Raw genomic sequence first — 21,558 nt, forward strand, 5'->3', positions numbered from 1 at the left:
GCGTCACAGCGGAGGCGCGATGTCCCGCCGCTCCTCGACCCGCTGGTACTCCACGGGCTGTTCGGTGGTGGTGACGACCTGGCGGCGGCGACCCCAGATCAGCGTGGTCATGATCAGGCCGAGCACACCGGCCCCCATCAGGATCCAGCCGACCACGTCGAGGTTGATGCCGCCGACGCTGGCGTCGAGGGCGAAGGTGAGGATCGCGCCGAGCGCGATCAGGAAGATGCTGGTGCCGATACCCACGACAGCCTCCTTAGGGGGTGTGGTGCGCTGTCGTGCCCTCAGTACCCCGGTGGCGACCAGAGCAACCGTCGACCGCCCAGGGTGCCGTGCCAACCGATCTTGGGATCGGGTAGAGTTCACCTGTCGCCGACGCGAGTCGGGGGCGTGCGGACGTAGCGCAGCTGGTAGCGCATCACCTTGCCAAGGTGAGGGTCGCGGGTTCGAATCCCGTCGTCCGCTCTCGATCTGCCCCATCGGGGCCTGACCGTCGGCTTCGGTGGTCGCCACGGGCGATTGGCGCAGTGGGAGCGCGCTTCCTTGACACGGAAGAGGTCACTGGTTCAAACCCAGTATCGCCCACCAGCTCGAAGGCCACATCTCAGCAGTGGATGTGGCCTTTCGTTATTACTCCCCGGCGCGCAGCACCTCGCTGAGCCGGTCGCGTCGCCGTAGCGCCGACTCGACAGGTACGACCGTGGTGGCCGCCGCCACCAGCGCAACGCCCACCAGGCCCAGCAGCCACCACGGCAGGACCGCCGTCGGGTCGGCGACCTGACCGGTGAGCAGCCGCAGGTCGATCGGGCCGAGCGTCAGGCGTGCGAGCAGGGCCCCGAGGAGGGGGCCGCACACGGCGGCGACCACGACCGGTGGCAGCAGCTCTCCGGCGGCGACCCAGCGGACGTCGCGGGGGCGCAGGCCGAGGGTCCGCAGCCGGGTCAGGGTCTGCCACCGCTGCGACGCACCGGCGGCGGCGGCGAGCGCGAGGCCGAGCAGCCCCAGCGCCAGCAGCACGGCGGCGGCCGTCCATGCCAGCCGTACCAGCCCGGCGGTCAGCGGAGCCGCCCGCTGCTCCCGCAGGACGTCCGCGCGCAGCACGATGTCGGCGGCGACGCCGGTGTTCGACACGGCCCGCGCCGCGCCCGGACCGGTCACCCAGACGGTGTTCGGGACGGCGGTCAGCCCGGCGTCGGCGAGGGCCGTGGCGTCCACGATGACGACGTCGCCGGCGCCGCCGACGGAGGGAGCGCGACCGACCGCGGCGAGCCGGATCGCCGGGGCGTCGTCGCGGGGCAGTTGTAGCCGGGTGCCGGTCCGCAGGTCGCCGCTGCTCGATCGGACCAGCGCTGGGACGTCCCCGCGACCGGGTGCCCTGAGGCGGGTCAGCGCCGGTGCGTCGGGCAGCGGGGTGGTGGCCAGCAGGCGTTGGAACGCGGCGGTGTCCACCACGACCAGGCGCGGGGTGAGCAGTGTCGAGTCGGCGAAGACGCGCGCCGAGTCGGTCACCTGGGCGACGACGACCTGCTCCACTCCGGGTGCGGCGGCGATGCGCCCGGCGAGTGCGGGCGTGGCGGCCTCCGCGTCGGCACCGACGTCGAGGCGGGCGTCGGCGCCGACGGTGCTCCACGCGCCGTCGGTCAGACCTCGGGTGATGGTGGGGCCGAGGATCAGCGCGAACGACGCGAGCGCCGTGGTGCTGACCAGGAGCAGCAGCGGCAACGCGCGTCCGGCCGTGCTGGCCGCCTGGGCGGCACCGAACACGGCCAGCGGGCGGCGCGAACGCAGGGCCTGGCGGAGCGCGAACCGCGCCCCGAGGGGCAGCAGCCGGAGCAGGACGAGCGCGCCGACGAGCGCGCCAAGTGTGAGGGCGCTGATCGGCAGGACCAGGTCTCCGGTCAGTTCACCGGTGTCGCCGTCGGAGGCGACGGGCAGGAGCCCGCGCTGGTGCAGCGTGACGAAGGCGGCGACCGCCGCGATCAGGACAGCGGCCTCTACGGCGGCGCGGCGTAGCTGGCCGGTGGCCCGGATCCAGCGCCGGGCGGCCGGGTTCGCGGGTTGGCGGCGGTCACGGCTGGCGCGGGCGGCGGCGACGGTGCCGTACGCCGGCCCGGCGAGCGCACCGGCCAGGATCACGGGAACGGCCCAGATCCAGGAGACGTCCGGGGCTGCCGCGCGGGCGAGCGCGAGCCCGACGGCGGCGGCCGACAGGGACACCACTGTGGACTCGATGACCAGTTCCGTACCGAGGTCGGGTAGTGCCGCCCCACGGTGCCGGGCGGCGCTCAGCGCCGGGGTGCGGCGGCGGACCAGCAGGTCGGCGGCGAGCAGCAGGACCAGTACCGTGGCGGTCAGCACCCCGGTGAGCAGGACCGCGGCCTGGGCGAAAGCGGCGCTGCTCCGGGTACGGGCGTCGCGCAGGGCGGCGTCGAGCTGTGACTGCCACTTGAGGGACTCGTCGCGGTCGCTGGAGGCGCCGGAGGTCGCCTTGAGCGTCACCACCTGGCTGGCGAGCGCTGCGGTGGTGTCCCAGGTGAGCGCATCGGGAACAGGTGCGAAGTGGACGGTGCGCCGCAGTTGGTCCTCGTCGACGGCGATCCGGGCGTCCGGCAGCGACTCGCGCGACAGCAGGCCGGCGAACCGGGTGGTTCCCGCGCCGTCGACGCCGGCCACGGGGCGCAGGAGCGCCGGGGCGAGTCGCCAGGCCGGGTCGGCGCTGTCCGTGGGCCGGTAGATCCCGCTGATCCGGACGTCCTTGCCGCGGCCCCGGCCGTCCTTGACCGGGATCCGATCGCCGGGGCCGAGGCCGAGTGCCGCGGCGTCCGCCTCGGAGAGGCCGACCTGCACCGGCCAGGGCGGCCCGTCGTAGGGGATCTCGACGTACTCGTCGGAGACGGCGGGGCCGGGTGCGCTGCCGGCGGTCCAGGTCACGTCCGGGCCGTCGGGGTCACCGGCCAGAAAGGTGAACTGGAAGGTACGCGGCACGCTGCCGTCGGTGACGGTGAGGATCGGGCCGTCGACGACGGTGACGGGCGGGAGCAGCGCGTCGCCCAGGTCGGGCCCGAGCGCGTCCGTCGCCCGTGCGCGGAAGTCGTCGACCTCCTCGGCGAGGCGGGGCATCCGGACCCGCCCGCCGGTCGGGCCGTCGTCGCGTTGCCACTCGGCACGCACGAGGACGTTCGCGTCGGAGCCGGCGTGGCGGACAGCGTCCTGGACGGCGTCGTCGGCGGCGGCGCGGAGGAGCGCCGGCGCGGCTCCGGCGAGCAACGCGACGGCCGCGATGACGGCGGCGGTGAGCAGCAGCGGCCCGACGTCGGTACGTCCACGGCCACGGATGCTGGGCCAGTGCAGCGCGGGCCACCGGCGGATCAGCCACCGGCGGGTCAGCCACCGGCGGGTCAGCCACCGGTTCACGGCTCCACCCGCAGGTGCGCGGCGTCGGCCCGGCGGACCTGGACGGTGACCACGACGGCGACGGCAAGCACGCAGCCGACCAGCAGCACGGCGAGCAGGGCGGCCTCGGTCTGCCAGGGCCAGTGTGGCTGGGCGGCCGGGACTGGCGCGGCGCCGGTGTCGGAGCGCACCAGCAGGGGAGCGACGACGTGGGTGGCGAGCGCGCCGACGGCTGCGCCCGCCGCGAGCAGGGGCAGCAGGACGCCGGCGTGCTGGCCGAGCAGCACGGCCCGGATGCCGCGCCGGGACATCCCCAGGCCGCGCAGCCGCGCCACTTCGACGGCGCGGACCTGGAGGTCACAGGTGACGTGCAGGACGACGCCGGCGAGCAGCAGCAGGGCCGCGGCCGGGACGATGAGCCGGAGCGCGGCCGGCAGCCCGGCGCGCAGCGGGCCGCTGGTGAGGCGGGCGGTCTCCGCCTCGCGGGTCGTGACGGTGCCCAGGTGCAGGGCGGTGGCCCGCTCGGCGGCACCGGGGCCGGGTGGGTGGCCGACCCACCAGGCGTCCACCGGGAACGTCAGGTCTCCGGCGACGGCGCGTACGCGCGACAGCAGGTCCAGGTCGGCGAGGACGGCGGCGGCGCCGGGCGCGGACGGTACGGTCGGCACGACCTCGGTGACGACGATCGGGACGGGCGTGATGCCGACCGTGACGGTGAGCCGGCTGCCGTTGTCGACGCCGACCTCGCTTGCGAAGCGGTCCGAGACGGCGACGGGCACCCGGCCAGGGTTCGGGAAGGCGGTGGCGACGAGGGTCCGCGCGGAGTCCTCGGCGCCGCCGCCGATGTCGACGGTCGCGGCCATCCGCAGCGCGGTCCCCGTCGGTGTGGCGGAAACATCGACTGTCGGATCGCTCAACGTGCTCGGGACCGGCGGCGCGGACGTGGCGGTCCAGTCCGACCCGTCGGCGGGGCCCTGGGCCGACGTCGCGGCCGGCACGGTGAGCGTGACGGCTATGGCGACGCGTCCGCCGATCGGTTCGACGGTGACCGGCAGGGCGACCGCGACGAGGCGCAGCCCGTCGGCCGTCGCGCAGGCGGGCAGCCGAACCTCCCGTCCGTCGAGCGGTACGGCGGGGCCGGTGCAGGACGTGCGCAGGCCGGTCGCGTCCTGCAGCAGCAGTTGGGGCGTCACGGTGAGCGGGGTGCCGCCAGCGGCGGTCCCGCTCAGCACGAGCGGGGCGCCGGCCGGGATGGCGATGCCGGTGGCCCGGGTGGGTGGCGCCAAGGTGGCACCCACGTCCGCCCAGTCACGGTCGTCGTCAAGCCGCCCGCGCAGCAGCGCGTCCGCGCGGGTGGTGTCGACGGCGACCAGGCGTGGGGCCTCACCGTCGCTGCCGAGCCACTGACCGACAGTCGTACCGCGGTCGAGGGCCGGGCTCACCACCCCCGCGGTGGCCGCGCTGACGATCGCGCCGTCTCCGGCCGTCGGCGCCGTGCTGAGGCTCAGTGCCAGGTCGGTGCCGACGGACAGCGCGGCCTGGTCGCGCTGCGACCCGTGCCACGTGGTGTCGAAGGCGAGGCCGAAGGTCCCGGCCGCGCAGGCCAGCCCGACCAGCAGCCCGGCGGCGACCGCCTGTGGCCGGCGGGCGGCCTCGGCGACCGCGAGCGGAAACGCCAGCCCGCGGGCGCGGTACGCCAGCCGGTCGACGCCACGCAGGGCGGGCAGTACCACCCGCAGCGCCAGGGCAGCCCCTGCGGTGAGCAGCAGCGCCGGTGCGAGCACCCGGACCGCGTCGGCACGGGGGCTGGCGGCGGTGGGCTGCGCGTACAACTGCCACCAGCCGGCGGCGGCGAAGGCCGCCAGCAGCAGGTCGACGCCGGAGCGGGCCAGCAGTTCGCGGCGGGTGCGCCGGTCGCCGGCCGCCGGGACCGGCCGGATCGCCAGGACGGTGAGGACGGCGGCGAGCAGCAGCGCGCCGCCGACGACCGCGAGGACCTGGACGCCGGTGATGGCCGGCCGGGCGGTCAGGCCGGCGCCGTCCAACGGCGGCAGGTGGGTCAGGCCGGCGTGCAGGGCCGACGAGGCGGGTATCGCGAGCGCGGCGGCGACGGCGGCGAGGAGCCCGGCCTCGATGGTGGCGGTGGCGGCGAGTTGGCGACGGCTGGTGCCCACCGCGGAGCGCAGGGCGGTCTCGTCGGCGCGGATGCCCGCGGTCAGCCGGCCGGCGAGGACGAGCGCCGTCGCGGCCAGGACACCGCAGAGGACGGCGATGGCGAGCACGACGGAGGCGGTGACCTGTCGTTGGTCGTCGGCGGCCCGCAGGGTCAGCGGCAGCTCGGAGGAGACGCGCGCGAGCTGGACGCGGTCGCCGAGGGTTCCGGCCAGCCGGCGGTCGGCACCGCCGACTGCCCCGGCCACGGCCTTGAGGTCTCGGCGGTTGTTGTGGGACAGGTCCGGGTGGGCGGTGACCTCCATCCGGTCGACCGTGGCGCCGGTGGTGACCAGGTCGGCGAGGTCGACGAGGAACGGGCCGTAGGCGTTGACCGGCTGCATGAAGCGGCCGTCCCGGTAGCCGGTGGCAAAGCCGGCCGCGGCCAACGGGTCGCGGTCCCAGCCGCGCCCGGCCAGCGGGCGCACCACACCGACGACCGTCACGTCGATGGCCGGGACCGGTGGGTGGGCCAGTTCGGCGCCGAGGCGTACCCGGCGACCGGGGGTGAGCCCGAGCTGTCGGGCGGTGGACTCCAGCAGCACCGCGTCGCCGGGCTGCTCGGGCCAGCGCCCGGTGACCAGCTCGGCTCGGGCCGGCAGGTCGTCCAGCCCGGACAGGTACGCCTGGGGCGCGACGGTGGTGCCCGGGGCGAGCGCGGGCGGCAGGGCCCGCAGCACCGTCGACGCCCGCGCGGTCGTGGTCACCGGAAACGGGGCGAGCGCGGCGGCCACCACGGTGCGGGTGTCGGTGGCGACGGCCGGCGTGTCGGGGCCCTCGACCGTGCCGGTGTAGACGGTCACGTCGACGGCGGCGGGGTCGGCGCGGGCCATGGCGACCTCGAGCGCCCGCTCGGCGGTGCGGGTGACCAGCAGGGTGCAGGTGCCCAGCAGTGTCGCGCCGATCGTGACGACCCCGAGGAGCGCCGCAAGCAACTGCCACTGCGCGCGGGCACGCCGGCGGACCAGCCTCAGCATCGTCGGGTCACCTGACGTCCGGCGCGGGCGCGGGCGGCTGCCCGGCGGCGTGTTCGTCGAGGTGCCCGTCGTGGATGCGGATCACCCGGTCGGCAAGCGCCATCATCACCGCGTCGTGCGTCGACACCAGCACGGTGACGCCTTCGGACTCGACGATCCCGCGCAACAGGGCCATCACCGACAGGCCGGTCTCGGCGTCCAGTTGCCCGGTGGGCTCGTCGGCGAGCAGTAGTCGGGGCGAGGCGGCGAGCGCGCGGGCGATCGCCACCCGCTGCTGCTGGCCGCCGGACAACTCGGCTGGCCGCTGCCGGGCGTGGTCGGCCAGGCCGACCAGATCCAGCAGCAACTCGACGCGCCGCTCGCGCTCGGCCGGGGCGACGCGGGCCATCCGCAGCGGGGCCGCGACGTTCTCCGCCGCCGACAGCACCGGGATCAACCCGAAACTCTGGAAGACGTACGACAGCTTCTCGCGCCGCAGCCGGGACAGGCCGTCCTCGTCGAGCGCGGTGACGTCGGTGCCGGCGACGTGCACGGTGCCGGTGTCCGGACGGTCCAGGCCGCCGATGACGTTGAGCAGCGTGGTCTTGCCCGAGCCGGACCGGCCGACGAGCGCCACCATGGAACCGGCGGCCACCTCGAACGACACTCCGCGCAGGGCGTGTACGACGGCCGGCCCGGTGCGGAAGCTCCGGTGTACGCCGCGCACGCTCAGCAGCGGCTCGCTGCTCATTCGCCGCTCCCCGAGTCGGGGCGGATCGTGATGTGGCCGGGTTCCAGGGCCAGCCGGACCCGTCGGGTCAGCGCCAGCGCCTGGCGGAACTCGCGGGGCACCTGGACCCGCCCGGCCCGGTCCATCACCGCGTACTCCTCGGCGATCGTGTGCGTGTCGCCCGCCGCGTCGGTGGTGGTGCGGCGCAGCACCTCGCTGCTGGTGCGCCCGTCCCGGATCGCGACGGTCCGTTCGACCTGGCCGCTGACCTCCGGGTCGTGGGTCACCACGACGACGGTGACGCCGTAGCGCCGGTTGACGTCGCGCAGCACGCCGAAGACCTCCGCGGACGTGGCGGCGTCCAGTTCGCCGGTCGGCTCGTCGGCGAGCAGGACCCGCGGCTGGTTGGCAAGCGCCACCGCGATCGCGACCCGCATCTGCTGCCCTCCGGAGAGCTGCCCGGGGCGCCGGTCGGCGCAGTCGGCGACACCGAGGCTGTCCAGCAGCTCGGCCGCGCGCTCCCGGCGCTCCCTCTTCGGGGTGCGGGCCGCCGTCATCGGCAGGTCAACCATCTCCCGTGCGGTCAGGTAGGGGATCAGGTTGCTCGCCGTCTGCTGCCGGACGAACCCGACCGTGTTCCGCCGGTAGTCCACCCGGTCGGCGCGGGACATCGACAGCAGGTTCCACCTGTCGACCCGGACCCGCCCGGCGGTGGGGGCGTCGATGCCGGCCAGGATGGAGAGCAGCGTCGACTTGCCCGACCCGGAGGCGCCGACGACCGCGACCAGCTCGCCGCTCTCCACGGCCAGGTCCAGCCCCTGCAGGGCCTGCACCTCGATCGACCCGGTCTGGTAGATCCGCACCAGGTTCTCGCAGACGATGAGCGCGTCCCGGCCGAACTCGGGTGCCCGCGCGGCTGGCTGCGGCAGGGACAGCGGTGTGCGGGACATTCCCTCCTCCGTCCGGGTCGTGCCGACGTCGAGCCGGCCTCGGGCAGCGGTCGGGCACATTGAAGCACTCTCGCAACCGGTGACTCCGTTGACCATGCCCTGGGCGATCTTCCTGCATGCTGGACGAGGGTCCGCCGGTCGTGAACCTGCCGGGCTCTCCCGCCGACTGAACAGGGCGAAGGAGGGCCGATGAGCGATGAGGTGTTGGTGGTCCGCTGCCAGTTGGGTGAACGGGAGGCGTTCGCCGAACTGGTGCACGGCTGGCACCCGGCGGTCGAGCGGTACGTCAGGCGGATGCTCGGCCGGTCCGACGACGATGTGGTGCAGGAGATCTGGTTGGCGGTCCTCAAGGGGCTGCCGAGGTTGCGGCAACCGGACCGGTTCACCCCGTGGCTGTTCACCATCGCCCGTCGGGCGGTGCTGAACCGGCTGCGGGACGCGTACGCCCGCCCGGAGCCCGAACCGATCGACGACCTGCCGGGCGACGACGAGACCGAGGAGGTCGTCAACCGGGAGACGCTTGCCGGTGCGCTGGCGGCGCTTCCGGCCCGGGAGCGGGAGGTGCTGCTGCTGTTCTACCTGGAGGATCTGCCACTGGACGCGTGCGCACAGATCTGCGCCGTACCCGTCGGCACGGTCAAGTCGCGGCTCAACCGGGCCCGCAGGTTGCTACGTCACGAGCTGGTGCGGAAGGGGTACGAGGCATGACTCCGGACGAGGTGCTGGCGCGACTGGGCGCGCCGTTGTCACTGCGCAGGCGGGTCTTCTATCTGGCCGTGGCCTTTGCCGGTCTCACCGCGAGCGCGCTGATCGGTCTGCTCTGGGCGACCGAGCCTCAGCTACCGATGCGCACGCACGTGGCCTTCGCCGTCCTGGTGGCGATCGGCCTGTGCTGGGCGGCGTTCGGCGGCTGGGCCGTGATCCGGCGGACGCCGTTGTTCGCCCGGGACCGGGTGGTCGCCGGCTGGCTCGGCGTCGGCGCCTGGTTGGCGTTCAGCGTCGGCGCGCTGGCCATCTCCGGTCTGCGGCGCGAGTTCGAGCCGGCGCTGCTGGGCGTCGTGCTGGTGCTCGGCGCGGTGGCGGCCGCGCACCTGCGGGTGGCCCGCCGGGCGAGAGCGGCGCTGCTGCGTCGCAGGGCCGCGCTGACCGCGACGGCGGCGGGCGACAGGTGAACGGTGCGGTTCTGCTGCGGGCAGATCCGCTGCCGGTGAACAGGGGTGGCCTCTGCTGACCCGGGCCGGGCAGGGTGGAGCACATGAGACTGCTGGTGCTTGGCGGTACGGGCTTCGTCGGCGGGGCCACGGTCAGCGAGGCCGTGCGCCGCGGCTGGTCGGTGACGGTGTTCAACCGGGGGCTGCACGGGGCGGTGCCGTCCGGCGTACACCGGTTGCGGGGTGACCGGACCGCGCCGGACGGCCTGGCGGCGCTCGCCGGCGGCGAGTGGGACGTCGCCCTCGACACCTGGGACGGCGCGCCGCGGGCCGCCGGCGACGCCGCCCGCGCCCTTGTCGACGCGGTAGGCCACTACGTGTACGTGTCCAGCGGCTCGGTCTACACCGACCATGCCGCTCCCGGGCTGGACGAGGACTCGCCGGTGGTGGACGCCGACCCCGACTCCCTCGACGGTGACTACCCGCAGCTCAAGGCCGGTGCCGAACGCGCCGTGCGGGAGGTGTTCGGCCGGCGGGCGCTTGTCGCCCGGGCCGGCCTGATCCTGGGTCCCGGCGAGGACATCGGCCGGCTGCCCTGGTGGCTACGGCGCGTCGAGCGGGGCGGGGACGTGCTCGCCCCCGGGCCGTCCGACCTGCCGGTGCAGTACGTCGACGTCCGCGACCTGGCGGGGTGGATGCTCGACGCGGGCGCCCGACGGCTGGGTGGCACGTTCAACGCGATCGGTCGTCCGGCGCAGACCACGATGGGCGACCTGCTCGACGCGTGTGTGGCCGCCACCGGTGCCGGCGCCCTGCTGCGCTGGACCGACCCGGATCAGATCCTCGCCGCCGGCGTGCAGCCGTGGAGCGACCTGCCGATCTGGCTGCCGCGCGGCCACCCGTACCGCGGCTTGCTGGAGCAGGACGTGACCCGGGCCGTCGCCGCCGGGCTGACCTGCCGGCCGGTGGTCGAGACCGTCGAGGACACCTGGCGGTGGCTCCGCGAGGTCGGCACGGTTCCGCCGCGCGCCGGGCGACCGCACCGCAGCTCGATCGGGTTGGACCCGACGCTGGAGGCCACGGTGCTCGCCGACTGACCGTCGCCCTCGGTGCGGGGCACGGTCAGCGTTCGCGGACCACCGCCACCGGGCAGTTGGCGTGTTGGATGAGCTGTTGGCTTACCGAGCCGAGCAGCATGCCGGCCAGCCCGCCCCGGCCCCGGCTGCCGACCACGACCAGTCGCGCGTCCCGACTCGCCTCGATCAGCATCGCCGCCGGGCTGGTCGGCACCAGGTCGACGCTCACCGCCAGCTCGGGGAACGTCCGCCGCCACGGCTCCAACGCCTGCTCCACGGCGGCCCGCTCGTCCGGCACCCCGGCCGCCCCGCCGGGGCCGGGCGTCCAGGCGTGCAGGACGCGCAGCGGCAGCTGCCGCTGCGCCGCCCGTTCGGCCGCGAAGCCGAGGGCCACCAGCGACGGGTCCGATCCGTCCACCCCGACCGCCACCGGGTGGCCCGACGGGTCGGTCGCGGCAATGCCGACCCCGTCCCGGACCACCACGACCGGGCAGTGGGCGTGCGCGGCGACCGACACCGCCGTCGACCCGGCCAGCAGGCCGCCGAACCCGCCGTGGCCCCGGCTGCCGAGCACCAGCAACCCGGCCTCGGCCGAGCGTTCCTGCAACACCAGTGCGGGCGGCCCGTCGTACACCTCGCCGGTGATCGTCAGCCCCGGGTTCGCCGCGGTGGCGTCCGCCGCGGCCGTGCGAACCAGGTCGTCGACCTGCCGGCGGGCCGTGTCGTCGGGCCACACGCCCGGCGCCACACCCGGCCCGACCCAGCTGGCCACGGTCAACCACTCGAAGACGTACGCCAGCCGCACCGGCTGGCCGCTGTGCCGCGCCTCCTCCACCGCCCAGCTCAGGGCCACCGAGGCGTCGGTGGAGCCGTCGTAGCCGACCAGGATCTCCGCGTCTCGCACGTCGTCCTCCTTCAGGGGGTGGCGGGGTCGGTCTCGCGGATCCAGCGCCACTCGGCGACCTGGGGGTCGTCCTCGCCGTACTGGCGGGTGTAGTCGCGGGCCGCCTGTCGGGCGTCGACCATCCGTTGGCGCAGGTGCGCGGCGCGGGCGCCCAACCCGGGCACCCGGTCGATGACGTCGATGACCAGATGGAAACGGTCCAGGTCGTTGAGCATCACCATGTCGAACGGGGTGGTGGTGGTGCCTTCCTCCTTGTAACCGCGGACGTGCAGGTTGTCGTGGTTGCTGCGGCGGTAGGTGAGGCGGTGGATCAGCCACGGATAACCGTGGTACGCGAAGATGATCGGCCGGTCCTCGGTGAAGATGGTGTCGAACTCGTTGTCGGTCAGGCCGTGTGGGTGCTCGGTGTCCGGTTGAAGCCGCATCAGGTCGACCACGTTGACCAGGCGCACCTTCAACTCGGGGAGGTTCTGGCGCAGCAACTCGGCGGCGGCCAACGTCTCCAGGGTCGGCACGTCTCCGCAGCAGGCGAGCACCACGTCCGGCTCGGTGCCGCTGTCGTTGCTGGCCCACTCCCAGATCCCCAGACCACGACGGGTGTGCTGGATCGCCTCGGTCATCGTCAGCCAGTTCGGCGCGGCCTGTTTACCGGCCACCACCACGTTGATGTAGTGCCGGCTGCGCAGGCAGTGGTCCATCGTGGCGAGCAGCGTGTTCGCGTCCGGCGGCAGGTACACCCGCACCACCTCGGCCTTCTTGTTGACGACGTGGTCGATGAAGCCCGGGTCCTGGTGGGAGAAGCCGTTGTGGTCCTGCCGCCAGACGTGGCTGGACAGCAGGTAGTTCAGTGAGGCGATCGGCTGCCGCCAGGGGATGGCCCGGGTCACCTTCAGCCACTTGGCGTGCTGGTTGAGCATCGAGTCGACGATGTGGATGAACGCTTCGTAGCTGGTGAAGACGCCGTGCCGGCCGGTCAGCAGGTAGCCCTCCAGCCAGCCCTGGCACAGGTGCTCGGAGAGCACCTCCATGACCCGCCCGTCGGGGGAGAGGTGGTCGTCGCCGGGCACGGTGGCGGCCACCCAGGCCCGGTCGGTGACCTCGAACGCGGCGCCCAGCCGGTTGGACGCCACCTCGTCCGGGCCGAACAGCCGGAACGTCTCGGGGTTGGCGCTGATGACGTCGCGGATCCACGGGCCGAGCACGCCGGTCGCGCCGGCGATCGGCGTACCCGGTTCGGGGACCTCCACGGCGTAGTCGCGGAAGTCCGGCAGGGTCAGGTCGCGCAGCACCAGACCCCCGTTGGTGACCGGGTTGGCGCTCATCCGTCGATCACCGCGCGGTGGCAGCGTGCGCAGCTCGTCCACCGGCGCGCCGGTCGCGTCGAACAGCTCCTCCGGCCGGTAGCTGCGCAGCCAGCGCTCCAGCTCGGCCCGGTGCGCCGGGTTGTCGCGTACGCCCGACAGGGGCACCTGGTGGGCGTGGTAGGTGCCCTCCACCCGGGTGCCGTCGACCTCCCGCGGGCCGGTCCAGCCCTTCGGCGTCCGTAGGACGATCATCGGCCAGCGGGGGCGTTCGACGACTCCTCCGGAGCGGGCCCGCCGCTGGATCTCGGTGATCTCGTCGAGTACGCGGTCCAGCGTCGCGGCGAGGGTCCGGTGCACCCGGGCGGGCTCGTCACCGGCCACCACGTACGGCTGGTAGCCCGACCCGCGGAGCAGGTCGATCAGGTCGGTCTCGGGGATCCGGGACAGCACGGTCGGGTTGGCGATCTTGTAACCGTTGAGGTGCAGGATGGGCAGCACCGCACCGTCGCGCGCCGGGTTGAGGAACACGTCGGAGAGCCAACTGCCGGCCAGCGGCCCGGTCTCCGCCTCCCCGTCACCGATCACGCAGGCCACCAGCAGGTCCGGATGGTCGAACGCGGCGCCGTAGGAGTGGCTCAACGCGTACCCCAGCTCGCCGCCCTCGTGGATCGAACCCGGCACGTCCGCCGCCACGTGGCTGGGGATGCCACCCGGGAAGGAGAACTGGCGGAATAGTCGGGACATCCCGACCTCGTCGCGGGCCACGTCGTGGTAACGCTCCGACCAGGTGCCCTCCAGCCAGGTGTTGGCCACGATGGCCGGGCCGCCGTGGCCGGGGCCGGTGACAAGCATGGCGTCGAGGTCGCGCGCCACGATCACGCGGTTGAGGTGGGCGTAGATCAGGTTGAGGCCGGGGCTGGTGCCCCAGTGCCCGAGCAGCCGGGGTTTGATGTCGTCCGGGGTCAACGGCTCGCGCAGCAGCGGATTGTCCAGCAGGTAGATCTGCCCGACGGTGAGGTAGTTCGCGGCGCGCCAGTAGGCGTCCAGCCGGCGCAGCTCGTCGTCGGTGAGGGCGCGGTGCACGTCGAGAGCGGTCTCCATCATGCTGCCTCTCGCGGGTAGGAGTGGGGCGTGAGGTGTCCGGCCTGACCAGTGCGGACGCCCCGAGGTCAGGGTCGATGGCCGGGCGCCGGGCGGGCACCCGGCCCGGTCAGCGGCGCCTCGGCCAGGCCGCGGACGACGACCACCGGGGCCGGAGAGTGGTAGAGCAGGGACTGGGCGACCGCGCCAAGCATGGCCCGGCCCGGTTCGTCGCCACGCGCGGCGACGAGTGCCACCTGCGCGGTGCGGGACGTGTCGATCAACACCTTGGCGGGGTCGCCGCGGACCACCCGACACTCGGTCGGCACCGCGCCGTTCCGGTCGGCGTGCCGGGCCAGTGCCTCGTCGAGCTGCTCGGCGACCGCGTCGGTGTCCTCGTCGTACTCCACCACCCGCAGCGCCAGCAGCCGGGCGCCCCGGCGGGCCGCGCACCGCACGGCCCACCGCAGGGCGAGGTGTGAGCTGGGGGAGCCGTCCACGCCCACCAGCACCGGGCCCTGCGGCGGTGGCTCCCGCCGGACCACCAGTAGGGGGCAACCGGCCCGCGCCGCCAGCTGCACGGCGGTCGTCTCGGCCGGCACGCACTGGCCACTGCCCGCCATGCCGCTGTCGCCGACGGCAAGCAGGAAGGCGGCCTCCGAGCGGCGGATCAGGGTGGGCAGCATGGCGCTCTCCACGATCTCCCCGCGTACGGTCAACTCCGGCTCGGTCTGGTGGGCGAGCTGGGCGGCGCGGGTGATCAGCTTCTCGGCCTGGTCGCGGGGCGCGGCCACGGTCTCCGCGGCGAAGGCCGCGCGCCAGTCGAAGGTGTGCAGCAGGTGCAGTGGCCGGCCGTGGCCGGCGGCCTCCTGCGCGGCCTGCTCGACGACCGGGAGGTCGAGTTCCGACCCGAGGCCGACAAGCACCGCTGCGTCGGCGGGTGCGGCCATCCGATATCACCTCCCGGGCGTCGCGCCCGGCACGACCAAGCTGTCCCTGACCGAGGGTAGTCGGATGAGCACGGTGGCGGGTCGGATCCGCTGCGGTCGTTCGCGTCAACTGGGGTTGACACAAGGCGAGCTGTCAACGTATGTTGACGGCATGAGTCAGGCGACAGAACTCGCGGCGGCAGCCGGCAGCACCGACCCCCGGGTCGGGCTGCGCGCCGTCCGCGCGCTGCGCCGGCTGCTCGAGCGCCTCGAGGTGGTCCAGGTCGACAACGCCCGACGACAGGGCTGGTCCTGGCAGGAGATCGCCGACGCGCTCGAGGTCAGCCGGCAGGCGGTGCACAAGAAGCACGCCGGGCGACCGGCGGTCAACTCATCCTGGGAGGCGTGATGTTCGAACGGTTCACCGACCGGGCGCGCGACGTGGTGCGACGGGCGCTTGAGGAGTCGCGGGCCGAGGGTCAGCGGCCGGTCGGCACCGAGCACCTGCTGCTCGCCCTGCTCGCCGACGACGCCGGGCTGGCCAGCAGGGTGCTCGCCGACGCCGGAGTACGCGCCGACGACCTGCGCGAACGCGTCCGCCGACACACCGTCAGCGGCGGTGCCGGCCTCGGCGACGCGGATGCCGCGGCGCTGCGGGAGATCGGCATCGACCTGGCCGCGATCGTGGCCCGCATCGAACAGTCCTTCGGCCCGGACGCACTACGGGAGGCGGTGCCGGCGCCGCGCCGCCGCTGGGGGCGTAGGCGCTACCTCGGCGGCCCGTTCTCGCCCCGCTCGAAGAAGGCGCTGGAGCTGTCCCTGCGGGAGGCCCTGCGCCTGCGGCACAAGCACATCGGCACCGAGCACATCCTGCTCGGGGTGCTCCGGGAGGGGCAAGGGCTGGGGGCGTTGGTGCTCACCGAGTCCGGCGTCGACCTCGATGATCTGCGCCGGAGGGTGGAGCTCGCGCTGCGGGCGGCGGCCTGACGGGTCGGGCCGTCTTGAAACCTGTCTGTGGCACTTCCGACGCGGGCCGCTCGCCGGGTCGCTGAAGCCGTCCGGGTGCTGCACACTGTCGCCGTGGATGCTGGACAGGACAGGCGGCCCGCAGGCGGCGATGGCGGGTTGCGCTCCGCCGTGGTGGTCAACCCGTCGAAGGTCGACGATCTCGACGAGCTGCGCCGCACCGTCGACGACGCCCTCGCCGCGGCCGGCTGGCCCGAGCCGCGGTGGTACGAGACGACGGTCGAAGACCCCGGCCGGGGCCAGACCGAGCAGGCCGTCAAGGCCGGCGTCGACCTGGTGTTCGCCTGCGGCGGCGACGGCACCGTGATGGCCTGCGTCAGCGGGCTCGTCGGCACCGACGTGGCCCTCGCCGTGCTGCCGCAGGGCACCGGCAACCTGCTCGCCGCCAACCTGGGGCTCTCCACCGACCTGGCCGCCGGGCTCCAGGTCGCCGTCGAACGCGGCCGGCGACTGCTCGACGTCGGCGCTGTCGAGGACCAGTACTTCACCGTGATGGCCGGCATGGGCTTCGACGCCCAGATGCTCGCCGCCACCAACGAGACGACAAAGGCCCGCATCGGCTGGCCGGCGTACGTGATGGGCGCCGTCCGCCACCTACGGGACCGGCCGATGCGGGTGCAGATCCGGATCGACGACCGGCCGCCAGTGCGCCGCCGGGCCCGTTCGGTCCTGATCGCCAACGTCGGCCGGCTTCAGGGCGGGGTGACCCTGCTGACCGAGGCCGAGCCCGACGACGGCTGGCTCGACGTCGCCGTGCTCACCCCCAAGAACCTGCGGCACTGGCTGGCGCTCGGCTGGGCGGTGATCCGCCGCAGCGGCCAGGTGCCCCAGCTTGAGGTGTTCCGGGGTCGACGCGTGGTGGTCAGCAGCAACCGGGCGCAGCCACGCGAGCTGGACGGCGACCTGATCTCCCCGGGCCGGCAGCTGCGCGCGGAGGTCCGGCCCCAGGCGCTCTGGCTCTGCGTCCCGCAGCCCGAGGACGCCCCCGACCTGGCCGTCGACGCACAGGGCGCCGGGGAGCGGGGCGAGCAGCTGATCGAGGAAGCGCGCCGTGAGTAGCACCCGCATCGTGCCGGAGACCCGGCTGATGGCCGACGAGGAGCTGTCCGCCGACGACGCCTGGCACACGCTGCGTCGGCAGGGCGGCTGGCACCTGCTGCGGGACGCCTTCATCCGGTTCCGCTACGGCGACGGCTTCAGCCACTCGCGAGCCTTCGCGCTGCAACTCTGCCTCGCCGTGGTGCCGTTCCTGATCGCGCTCACCGGCCTGATCAGCGAGCTGGGCGTCGAGGAGGGCGGCCGGGTCGTCGCCGACACCGTGCTGGCGCTCACCCCCGGTCAGAGCGACCAGGTCGTCGGTGACCTGCTCGGCGAGGGCGAACGCGTCGAGGACGCCGGAGAGTTGGCGCTCACCCTCGGTCTGCTCACCGGCCTGTTCGCGCTCACCACCACGATGGCCCAGATCGAGCGGGGCGCCAACCGCATCTACGGTGTCGAACGGGACCGCCCGGCGCTGCGGAAGTACCTGCGGGCCGCCGTCCTCGCCGTCACCGCCGGCCTGCCCGCGCTCGCCGGCTTCCTGATCCTGGTCGGCGGCGGCGCGATGGGCGACTCGGTCCGCGAACACTACGAGTGGGGCGCGCTCGCCAACGTCATCTGGGACGTGGTCCGCTTTCCCCTCAGCCTCGGGTTGACCGTCGTCGCCGTCGCCGTGCTGTTCCGACACGCGCCCCGCCGCAACCAGCCGGGCCTGTCCTGGCTGTTCTTCGGCGCCGGCATCGCCACGGCCCTGTGGTGGCTGGCCAGCCTGCTGCTCGCCGCGTACGTGCGGTTCAGTGACGGTTTCGGGCAGACCTACGGCGCCCTGACCGGCATGATGGCGCTGCTGCTCTGGGCCAACCTGACCGGGATGGCGCTCTTCGGTGGGCTGGCCTTCGCCGCCCAGTTGGAGGCGCTGCGCATCGGTGTGCAGGAGCCCGCCCAACCGGACCTGTGGGAGCCCGACCCGGACCGTGTCGAGCTGTACGACACCGGGGACATGTCGGCGCTCTAGTGCACCGGCGTGTACGACGGACGCGGATCGGGTAAAGCGCCTCGCCAGACAGGAAAGGGAGGTGCGGGGTGGGCGCGGTCAAAGAGGTGGCGCACCGTCCGGTCGGTCATTTCGCCGAACGGAGCATTGCCGGTCTGGTGGCCGTCACCGGTGCCGGGGTGGCCTTCGGGCTGCTGTTGTTGCTCGTCCGGGTGCGGTGGAGCCCGCTCCAGGATGCCGACCACGCGCTCGCCGAGTGGTTCAACGGGCTGGTCGCCCCCCACCACGCGCTCGTCACCGTGCTCCAGGCGGTGACGGACCTGGGCGGTCGGCCGATCCTCATCTGGCTGGTCACCATCGCCGTGGTCGGGCTGCTGATCCGGCGTCAACCCCGACTCGCCGTCTACCTGATCATCACCGGGGTCGGTGGTCTGATCCTCGATCCGTCGCTGAAGACGCTCGTCGGCCGGCTCCGCCCGGTGGTGGACGTGCCGATCGCCAGCGCGCCCGGCAACAGCTTCCCGAGCGGGCACGCGCTCGGCTCCTTCGTCGCGTACGGGGCGCTGCTGTTGGTGTTCCTGCCGGCGATGGCGCCGCGCTGGCGCAAGCCGGCAATCGTCGGCGTCGGCGTGCTGGTGGCGCTTGTCGGGTTGACCCGGATCGCGCTTGGCGTGCACTTCGTCTCGGACGTGGTGGCCGCCTGGTTGCTCGGGGCCGCCTGGTTGGGCGTCACCGCGTACGCCTTCCGCCTGTGGCGACGGGAGCGGGGAAAGCCGGTGCCGCCGCTGACCGAGGGCCTGGAGCCGGAGGCGGGGCACGACATCGCGCCCGCCCCGGCCGAGGAACACGTGTTGGCCCACCCCCGTTCGGCGGTGGCCGAGCTGCTGGTCGGCTGGGTGATCGTGTTCGGGGCGCTGTACGGCTTCGGCACGTACGTCAGCTACCACGCCAAGGGCACCTTCTTCGACACCCTCGACACCGAGGTGCCGCAGTGGTTCGCCGAGCGGCACACCGAGGTGCTGACCGAGGTCAGCTGGTGGTGGAGCAAGTTCGGTGACACCCACGCCATCCTGCTGATCTCGCTGGTGTTCTGCCCGCTGGTGCTCGCGGTGTGGCGGCGCTGGCGTCCGGTGCTCTTCGTGGCGCTGGCGATGGTGGGGGAGCTGACCCTCTTCCTCGCGTCGGCCCGCGCGGTCGACCGGCCGCGTCCTCCGGTGGAGAACCTGGACGGGCAGATGCCGACGTCGTCGTTCCCGTCCGGGCACATCGCGGCCACCATCTGCGTCTGGCTGGCGATCACCCTCATCGTGTTCCCCCGTACCGATCGGTGGTGGCGTTGGATCTTCGTGGGGTTGGCCGTGCTCATGCCGGTCGGGGTCGCCACCTCCCGGATGTACCGGGGGATGCACCACCCGACCGATTTCATGGGCGCGATCCTGCTCTCCGCGCTCTGGATCGGCCTGCTCTACCTGGTGATCCGCCCCAACGAGGACCTGAAGGACGGCAACCAACCGGCAATCGAGTCGGAGGACGTGGACACCCTCGACGACGAGCTGGCGCGGGCCGGCCGAGCCGACTAGGCGCGGCCGTCGTGCTGCGGGTGATGACCTGGAACATCCGCACCGGCGGCCGGGACCGCGGCGGCCGGGACCGGCTGGACCAGGTGGTCCAGGTCGTCGACGAGCAGGCACCGGACGTGCTGGCCCTACAGGAGCTGCGCGGTTTCGACCGGGACGGGCTGATGGCCACCGTGGCGGGCCGGGTGGGGATGGTGCCCCACCTGGCCCGGTCCTTCTTCGGCCAGCCGGTGGCGGTGTTGGTCCGGCCGCCGTACCGGGTCGTCGACGCGGGGCCGGTGCGCCGCCCGTTCCACCACGCCGCCGCCCGCGTCGTGGTGGCGACGTCTGCCGGTCCGTTGACCGTGCTGGGCACCCACCTGTACCCGTACTCCGGGGGCCGGCGACGGATGGAGGTCGACTGGTTGGTCGCCGCGATGCGCCGCCACCAGGGGCCGCTGACGCTTGTCACGGGTGACCTCAACTCGCTCGACCCGACCGTCGACCACACCGCTCGGCTGGCCGGCATGCAGACCCTCTACCGGCGGCGGCACCTGCGTCGCTCCGGTGACACGGTGGACACCCGCGCGATCGCCCGGCTGCTCGACGCCGGTCTCGTCGACCTCTGGCCGTCGGGCAACGCCGACGCGCCCGAGGCCGCCGGCCTCACCGTGCCCACCGAACTCGGCGGGGCCGAGTTCGCGGGTATGCGGCTGGACTACCTGCTCGGCAGTCTCGCTGTGGCGCAACGGGTACGCGACTGTCGGGTGGTCCGCGGCGGCGTGGCAGCCACGGCCTCCGACCACTATCCGCTACTCGCCACCCTGGACCTGTCCGCCGGCTGATGCTGCCGGACTTTCAGAGCACCAGATTCAGCAGGACGGTCAGCACCACCGAGGCCACGACCGAGAAGAGGATCATCAGGAGGCAGCCGAGGCCACCACCGAGCGGGCGGATCTCCGTGTTGCCGAAGCGCATGCCGTTCACCTGTCCGTGAGTGCGGGCTGAGGGGCGAAGCGAGCAGGTGCCGGATCGCGTCCGCGACCGCCGGTCACCACGAGCGCCGGTGTGGTGATCTCCGGGTGGTTCACAGCTCGCGCAGCCGGGGCAGCAGCTGGTCCTGCGCCCAGTCCAGGAACATCGGCTGGGTCTCCCCACCGACCTGGATGATCGCCACGTGGGTGAAGCCGGCGTCGACGAACGCGCGGAACGCCTCGACGTGCGCGTCCACGTCCGGGCCGCAGGGAATGCCCTCGGCGACGTCCTCCTCGCGGACGAACTGGGTGGCGGCGGCGAAGGAGTCCGGGTCGGGCAGGTCGGCGTTGACCTTCCACCCCATCCCGAACCAGCGGAACTGGTCGTGCACGATCTTGCGGCACTCCGCCTCGTCGGGGCCGTAGCAGATGGCCACCTGACCGTAGCGGGGCTGGCCGGCGCCTCCGGCGTCGTCGTACATCTCGATGAGGTGCCGGTCGGGCTCGGTGGAGATCAGGCCACTGCCGTACTCGGCGGCAAGCGTCGCGGACTGCCGACCGGACGCGGCGATGGCCATCGGCACCGGCTGGTCCGGGCGGTCCCAGACGTAGGCGTCGGGCACGTCGAAGTGGTTGCCGGAGAACGTCAGCGTCTCCCCGTTGAGCAACGGCCGGATGATCTGCAACGCCTCCTCGAACATCTCGTGCCGCTGCTGGACGTGCGGCCAGCCGCCGACCACGTGCTCGTTGAGGTTCTCCCCGGCGCCCAGGCCGAGGGTGAACCGGCCGTCCGAGAGTGCCCCGATCGTGCTCGCCTTCTGCGCGACCACGGCCGGGTGGTAACGGCGGATCGGGCAGGTCACGAACGACATCAGCTCCGCGCGGGAGGTGGCGTGGGCGACCGCGCCGAGCACCGACCAGGCGTACGGGGAGTGCCCTTGCGAGTCCAGCCAGGGGTAGTAGTGGTCGGACACCACCAGTTGGTCGAAGCCAGCCGCCTCGGCCCGTACCGCATGGTCAACCAGCTGCTTGGGCCCGGCCTGCTCGCTCATCAGGGTGTAGCCGACGCTGACCATGTGGTTTCCCCTCTCGCTGACGAATCGTTCCCGGGATACCCCGGTGCACGACCCTCAACCCTCCCGTCCGGTTCGACCACCGCGATGCTTGACGGATCGCGGTCACCTGCCTACCGTCGCTCTTAACCGGTTAAGAGCCGGGTGTGGCGCACATCCTGTGGTGGGGATGACCGCCCCGTGACGGCCCGCGCCCGCGTGGGCCGTTGCGGC

At 73.6% G+C, this 21,558-nt stretch carries 18 protein-coding genes and 2 tRNA genes; 11 read left to right on the forward strand and 9 right to left on the reverse strand.

The genetic code is table 11. The features are described 5' to 3' along the window. Positions 1 to 3: 3 nt before the first annotated feature. Complete coding sequence (locus ACWER9_RS06040) at positions 4 to 246, reverse strand: DUF6458 family protein (RefSeq protein ID WP_124819826.1); 243 nt, start codon at positions 244 to 246, stop codon at positions 4 to 6. Positions 247 to 392: 146 nt separating this feature from the next. Between ACWER9_RS06040 and ACWER9_RS06045 the strand changes: the two genes are divergently transcribed. Further along, positions 393 to 465 (forward strand) — tRNA-Gly (locus tag ACWER9_RS06045). Positions 466 to 513: 48 nt separating this feature from the next. Further along, positions 514 to 588, forward strand: a tRNA-Val gene (locus tag ACWER9_RS06050). A 42-nt stretch (positions 589 to 630) separates the two neighbouring features. Here the strand turns inward: ACWER9_RS06050 and ACWER9_RS06055 are convergent. The 4 genes from ACWER9_RS06055 to ACWER9_RS06070 are packed head-to-tail and all read right to left on the reverse strand — an operon-like array spanning position 631 to position 8,240. Then, a complete protein-coding gene (locus ACWER9_RS06055) occupies positions 631 to 3,414 on the reverse strand; it encodes an FtsX-like permease family protein (protein WP_452300723.1) in 2,784 nt (927 codons plus the stop codon). Then, positions 3,411 to 6,581 carry a permease gene (locus ACWER9_RS06060; RefSeq protein WP_452300724.1) on the reverse strand — a complete coding sequence of 1,057 codons (3,171 nt, stop codon included), beginning with the start codon at positions 6,579 to 6,581 and terminating at the stop codon, positions 3,411 to 3,413. The genes ACWER9_RS06055 and ACWER9_RS06060 overlap by 4 nt, the downstream gene beginning before the upstream one ends. A 7-nt stretch (positions 6,582 to 6,588) precedes the next feature. Next, the gene (locus ACWER9_RS06065; RefSeq protein ID WP_452300725.1) at positions 6,589 to 7,311 is read right to left on the reverse strand and encodes an ABC transporter ATP-binding protein; all 723 of its coding nucleotides are present in this window, start codon (positions 7,309 to 7,311) and stop codon (positions 6,589 to 6,591) included. Beyond that, positions 7,308 to 8,240, reverse strand: a complete 933-nt coding sequence (locus ACWER9_RS06070; protein ID WP_452300726.1) for an ABC transporter ATP-binding protein — start codon at positions 8,238 to 8,240, stop codon at positions 7,308 to 7,310. Before ACWER9_RS06070 ends, ACWER9_RS06065 begins: the two co-directional genes overlap by 4 nt. A gap of 189 nt (positions 8,241 to 8,429) precedes the next feature. On the opposite strand from ACWER9_RS06070, the gene ACWER9_RS06075 reads away from it, so the two are divergent. From ACWER9_RS06075 to ACWER9_RS06085, 3 genes are all read left to right on the forward strand, one after another. Further along, on the forward strand, positions 8,430 to 8,948 hold the full coding sequence (locus ACWER9_RS06075) for an RNA polymerase sigma factor (protein WP_452300727.1): 519 nt from the start codon (positions 8,430 to 8,432) through the stop codon (positions 8,946 to 8,948). After that, positions 8,945 to 9,412: a hypothetical protein gene (locus ACWER9_RS06080; RefSeq protein ID WP_452300728.1), complete on the forward strand. Its 468-nt coding sequence runs from the start codon at positions 8,945 to 8,947 to the stop codon at positions 9,410 to 9,412. Before ACWER9_RS06075 ends, ACWER9_RS06080 begins: the two co-directional genes overlap by 4 nt. Before the next feature lie 83 nt (positions 9,413 to 9,495). Further along, positions 9,496 to 10,488 carry an NAD-dependent epimerase/dehydratase family protein gene (locus tag ACWER9_RS06085; RefSeq protein WP_452300729.1) on the forward strand — a complete coding sequence of 331 codons (993 nt, stop codon included), beginning with the start codon at positions 9,496 to 9,498 and terminating at the stop codon, positions 10,486 to 10,488. Positions 10,489 to 10,513: 25 nt separating this feature from the next. Here the strand turns inward: ACWER9_RS06085 and ACWER9_RS06090 are convergent, their stop codons facing one another. From ACWER9_RS06090 to ACWER9_RS06100, 3 genes are all read right to left on the reverse strand, one after another. Next, a complete protein-coding gene (locus tag ACWER9_RS06090) occupies positions 10,514 to 11,371 on the reverse strand; it encodes a universal stress protein (protein ID WP_452300730.1) in 858 nt (285 codons plus the stop codon). Between the two features lie 11 nt (positions 11,372 to 11,382). Continuing rightward, entirely contained in the window at positions 11,383 to 13,776 is a 2,394-nt protein-coding gene (locus tag ACWER9_RS06095; RefSeq protein ID WP_452300763.1) for a phosphoketolase family protein, read from the reverse strand. A 68-nt stretch (positions 13,777 to 13,844) separates the two neighbouring features. Continuing rightward, entirely contained in the window at positions 13,845 to 14,705 is an 861-nt protein-coding gene (locus tag ACWER9_RS06100; RefSeq protein ID WP_452300731.1) for a universal stress protein, read from the reverse strand. Between the two features lie 151 nt (positions 14,706 to 14,856). On the opposite strand from ACWER9_RS06100, the gene ACWER9_RS06105 reads away from it, so the two are divergent. The 6 genes from ACWER9_RS06105 to ACWER9_RS06130 all read left to right on the forward strand — a co-directional run bounded on the left by ACWER9_RS06105 (position 14,857) and on the right by ACWER9_RS06130 (position 20,143). Further along, on the forward strand, positions 14,857 to 15,093 hold the full coding sequence (locus ACWER9_RS06105; protein ID WP_007457155.1) for an HTH domain-containing protein: 237 nt from the start codon (positions 14,857 to 14,859) through the stop codon (positions 15,091 to 15,093). Continuing rightward, entirely contained in the window at positions 15,093 to 15,671 is a 579-nt protein-coding gene (locus ACWER9_RS06110) for a Clp protease N-terminal domain-containing protein (protein ID WP_452300732.1), read from the forward strand. The genes ACWER9_RS06105 and ACWER9_RS06110 overlap by 1 nt, the downstream gene beginning before the upstream one ends. Positions 15,672 to 15,764: 93 nt before the next feature. Further along, positions 15,765 to 16,769, forward strand: coding sequence for a diacylglycerol/lipid kinase family protein (locus ACWER9_RS06115; protein ID WP_452300733.1), 1,005 nt, complete (start codon positions 15,765 to 15,767; stop codon positions 16,767 to 16,769). Continuing rightward, on the forward strand, positions 16,762 to 17,763 hold the full coding sequence (locus tag ACWER9_RS06120; protein ID WP_452300734.1) for a YihY/virulence factor BrkB family protein: 1,002 nt from the start codon (positions 16,762 to 16,764) through the stop codon (positions 17,761 to 17,763). The genes ACWER9_RS06115 and ACWER9_RS06120 overlap by 8 nt, the downstream gene beginning before the upstream one ends. A gap of 68 nt (positions 17,764 to 17,831) precedes the next feature. Further along, positions 17,832 to 19,322: a phosphatase PAP2 family protein gene (locus ACWER9_RS06125; RefSeq protein ID WP_452300735.1), complete on the forward strand. Its 1,491-nt coding sequence runs from the start codon at positions 17,832 to 17,834 to the stop codon at positions 19,320 to 19,322. Positions 19,323 to 19,333: 11 nt separating this feature from the next. Further along, positions 19,334 to 20,143 carry an endonuclease/exonuclease/phosphatase family protein gene (locus ACWER9_RS06130; RefSeq protein WP_452300736.1) on the forward strand — a complete coding sequence of 270 codons (810 nt, stop codon included), beginning with the start codon at positions 19,334 to 19,336 and terminating at the stop codon, positions 20,141 to 20,143. Positions 20,144 to 20,385: 242 nt separating this feature from the next. Here ACWER9_RS06130 and ACWER9_RS06135 read toward each other — a convergent pair whose 3' ends face one another. After that, complete coding sequence (locus ACWER9_RS06135; RefSeq protein ID WP_452300737.1) at positions 20,386 to 21,348, reverse strand: TIGR03557 family F420-dependent LLM class oxidoreductase; 963 nt, start codon at positions 21,346 to 21,348, stop codon at positions 20,386 to 20,388. Between the last annotated feature and the right edge of the window lie 210 nt (positions 21,349 to 21,558).

It is taken from the genome of Micromonospora sp. NPDC003944 (genome assembly GCF_053605225.1).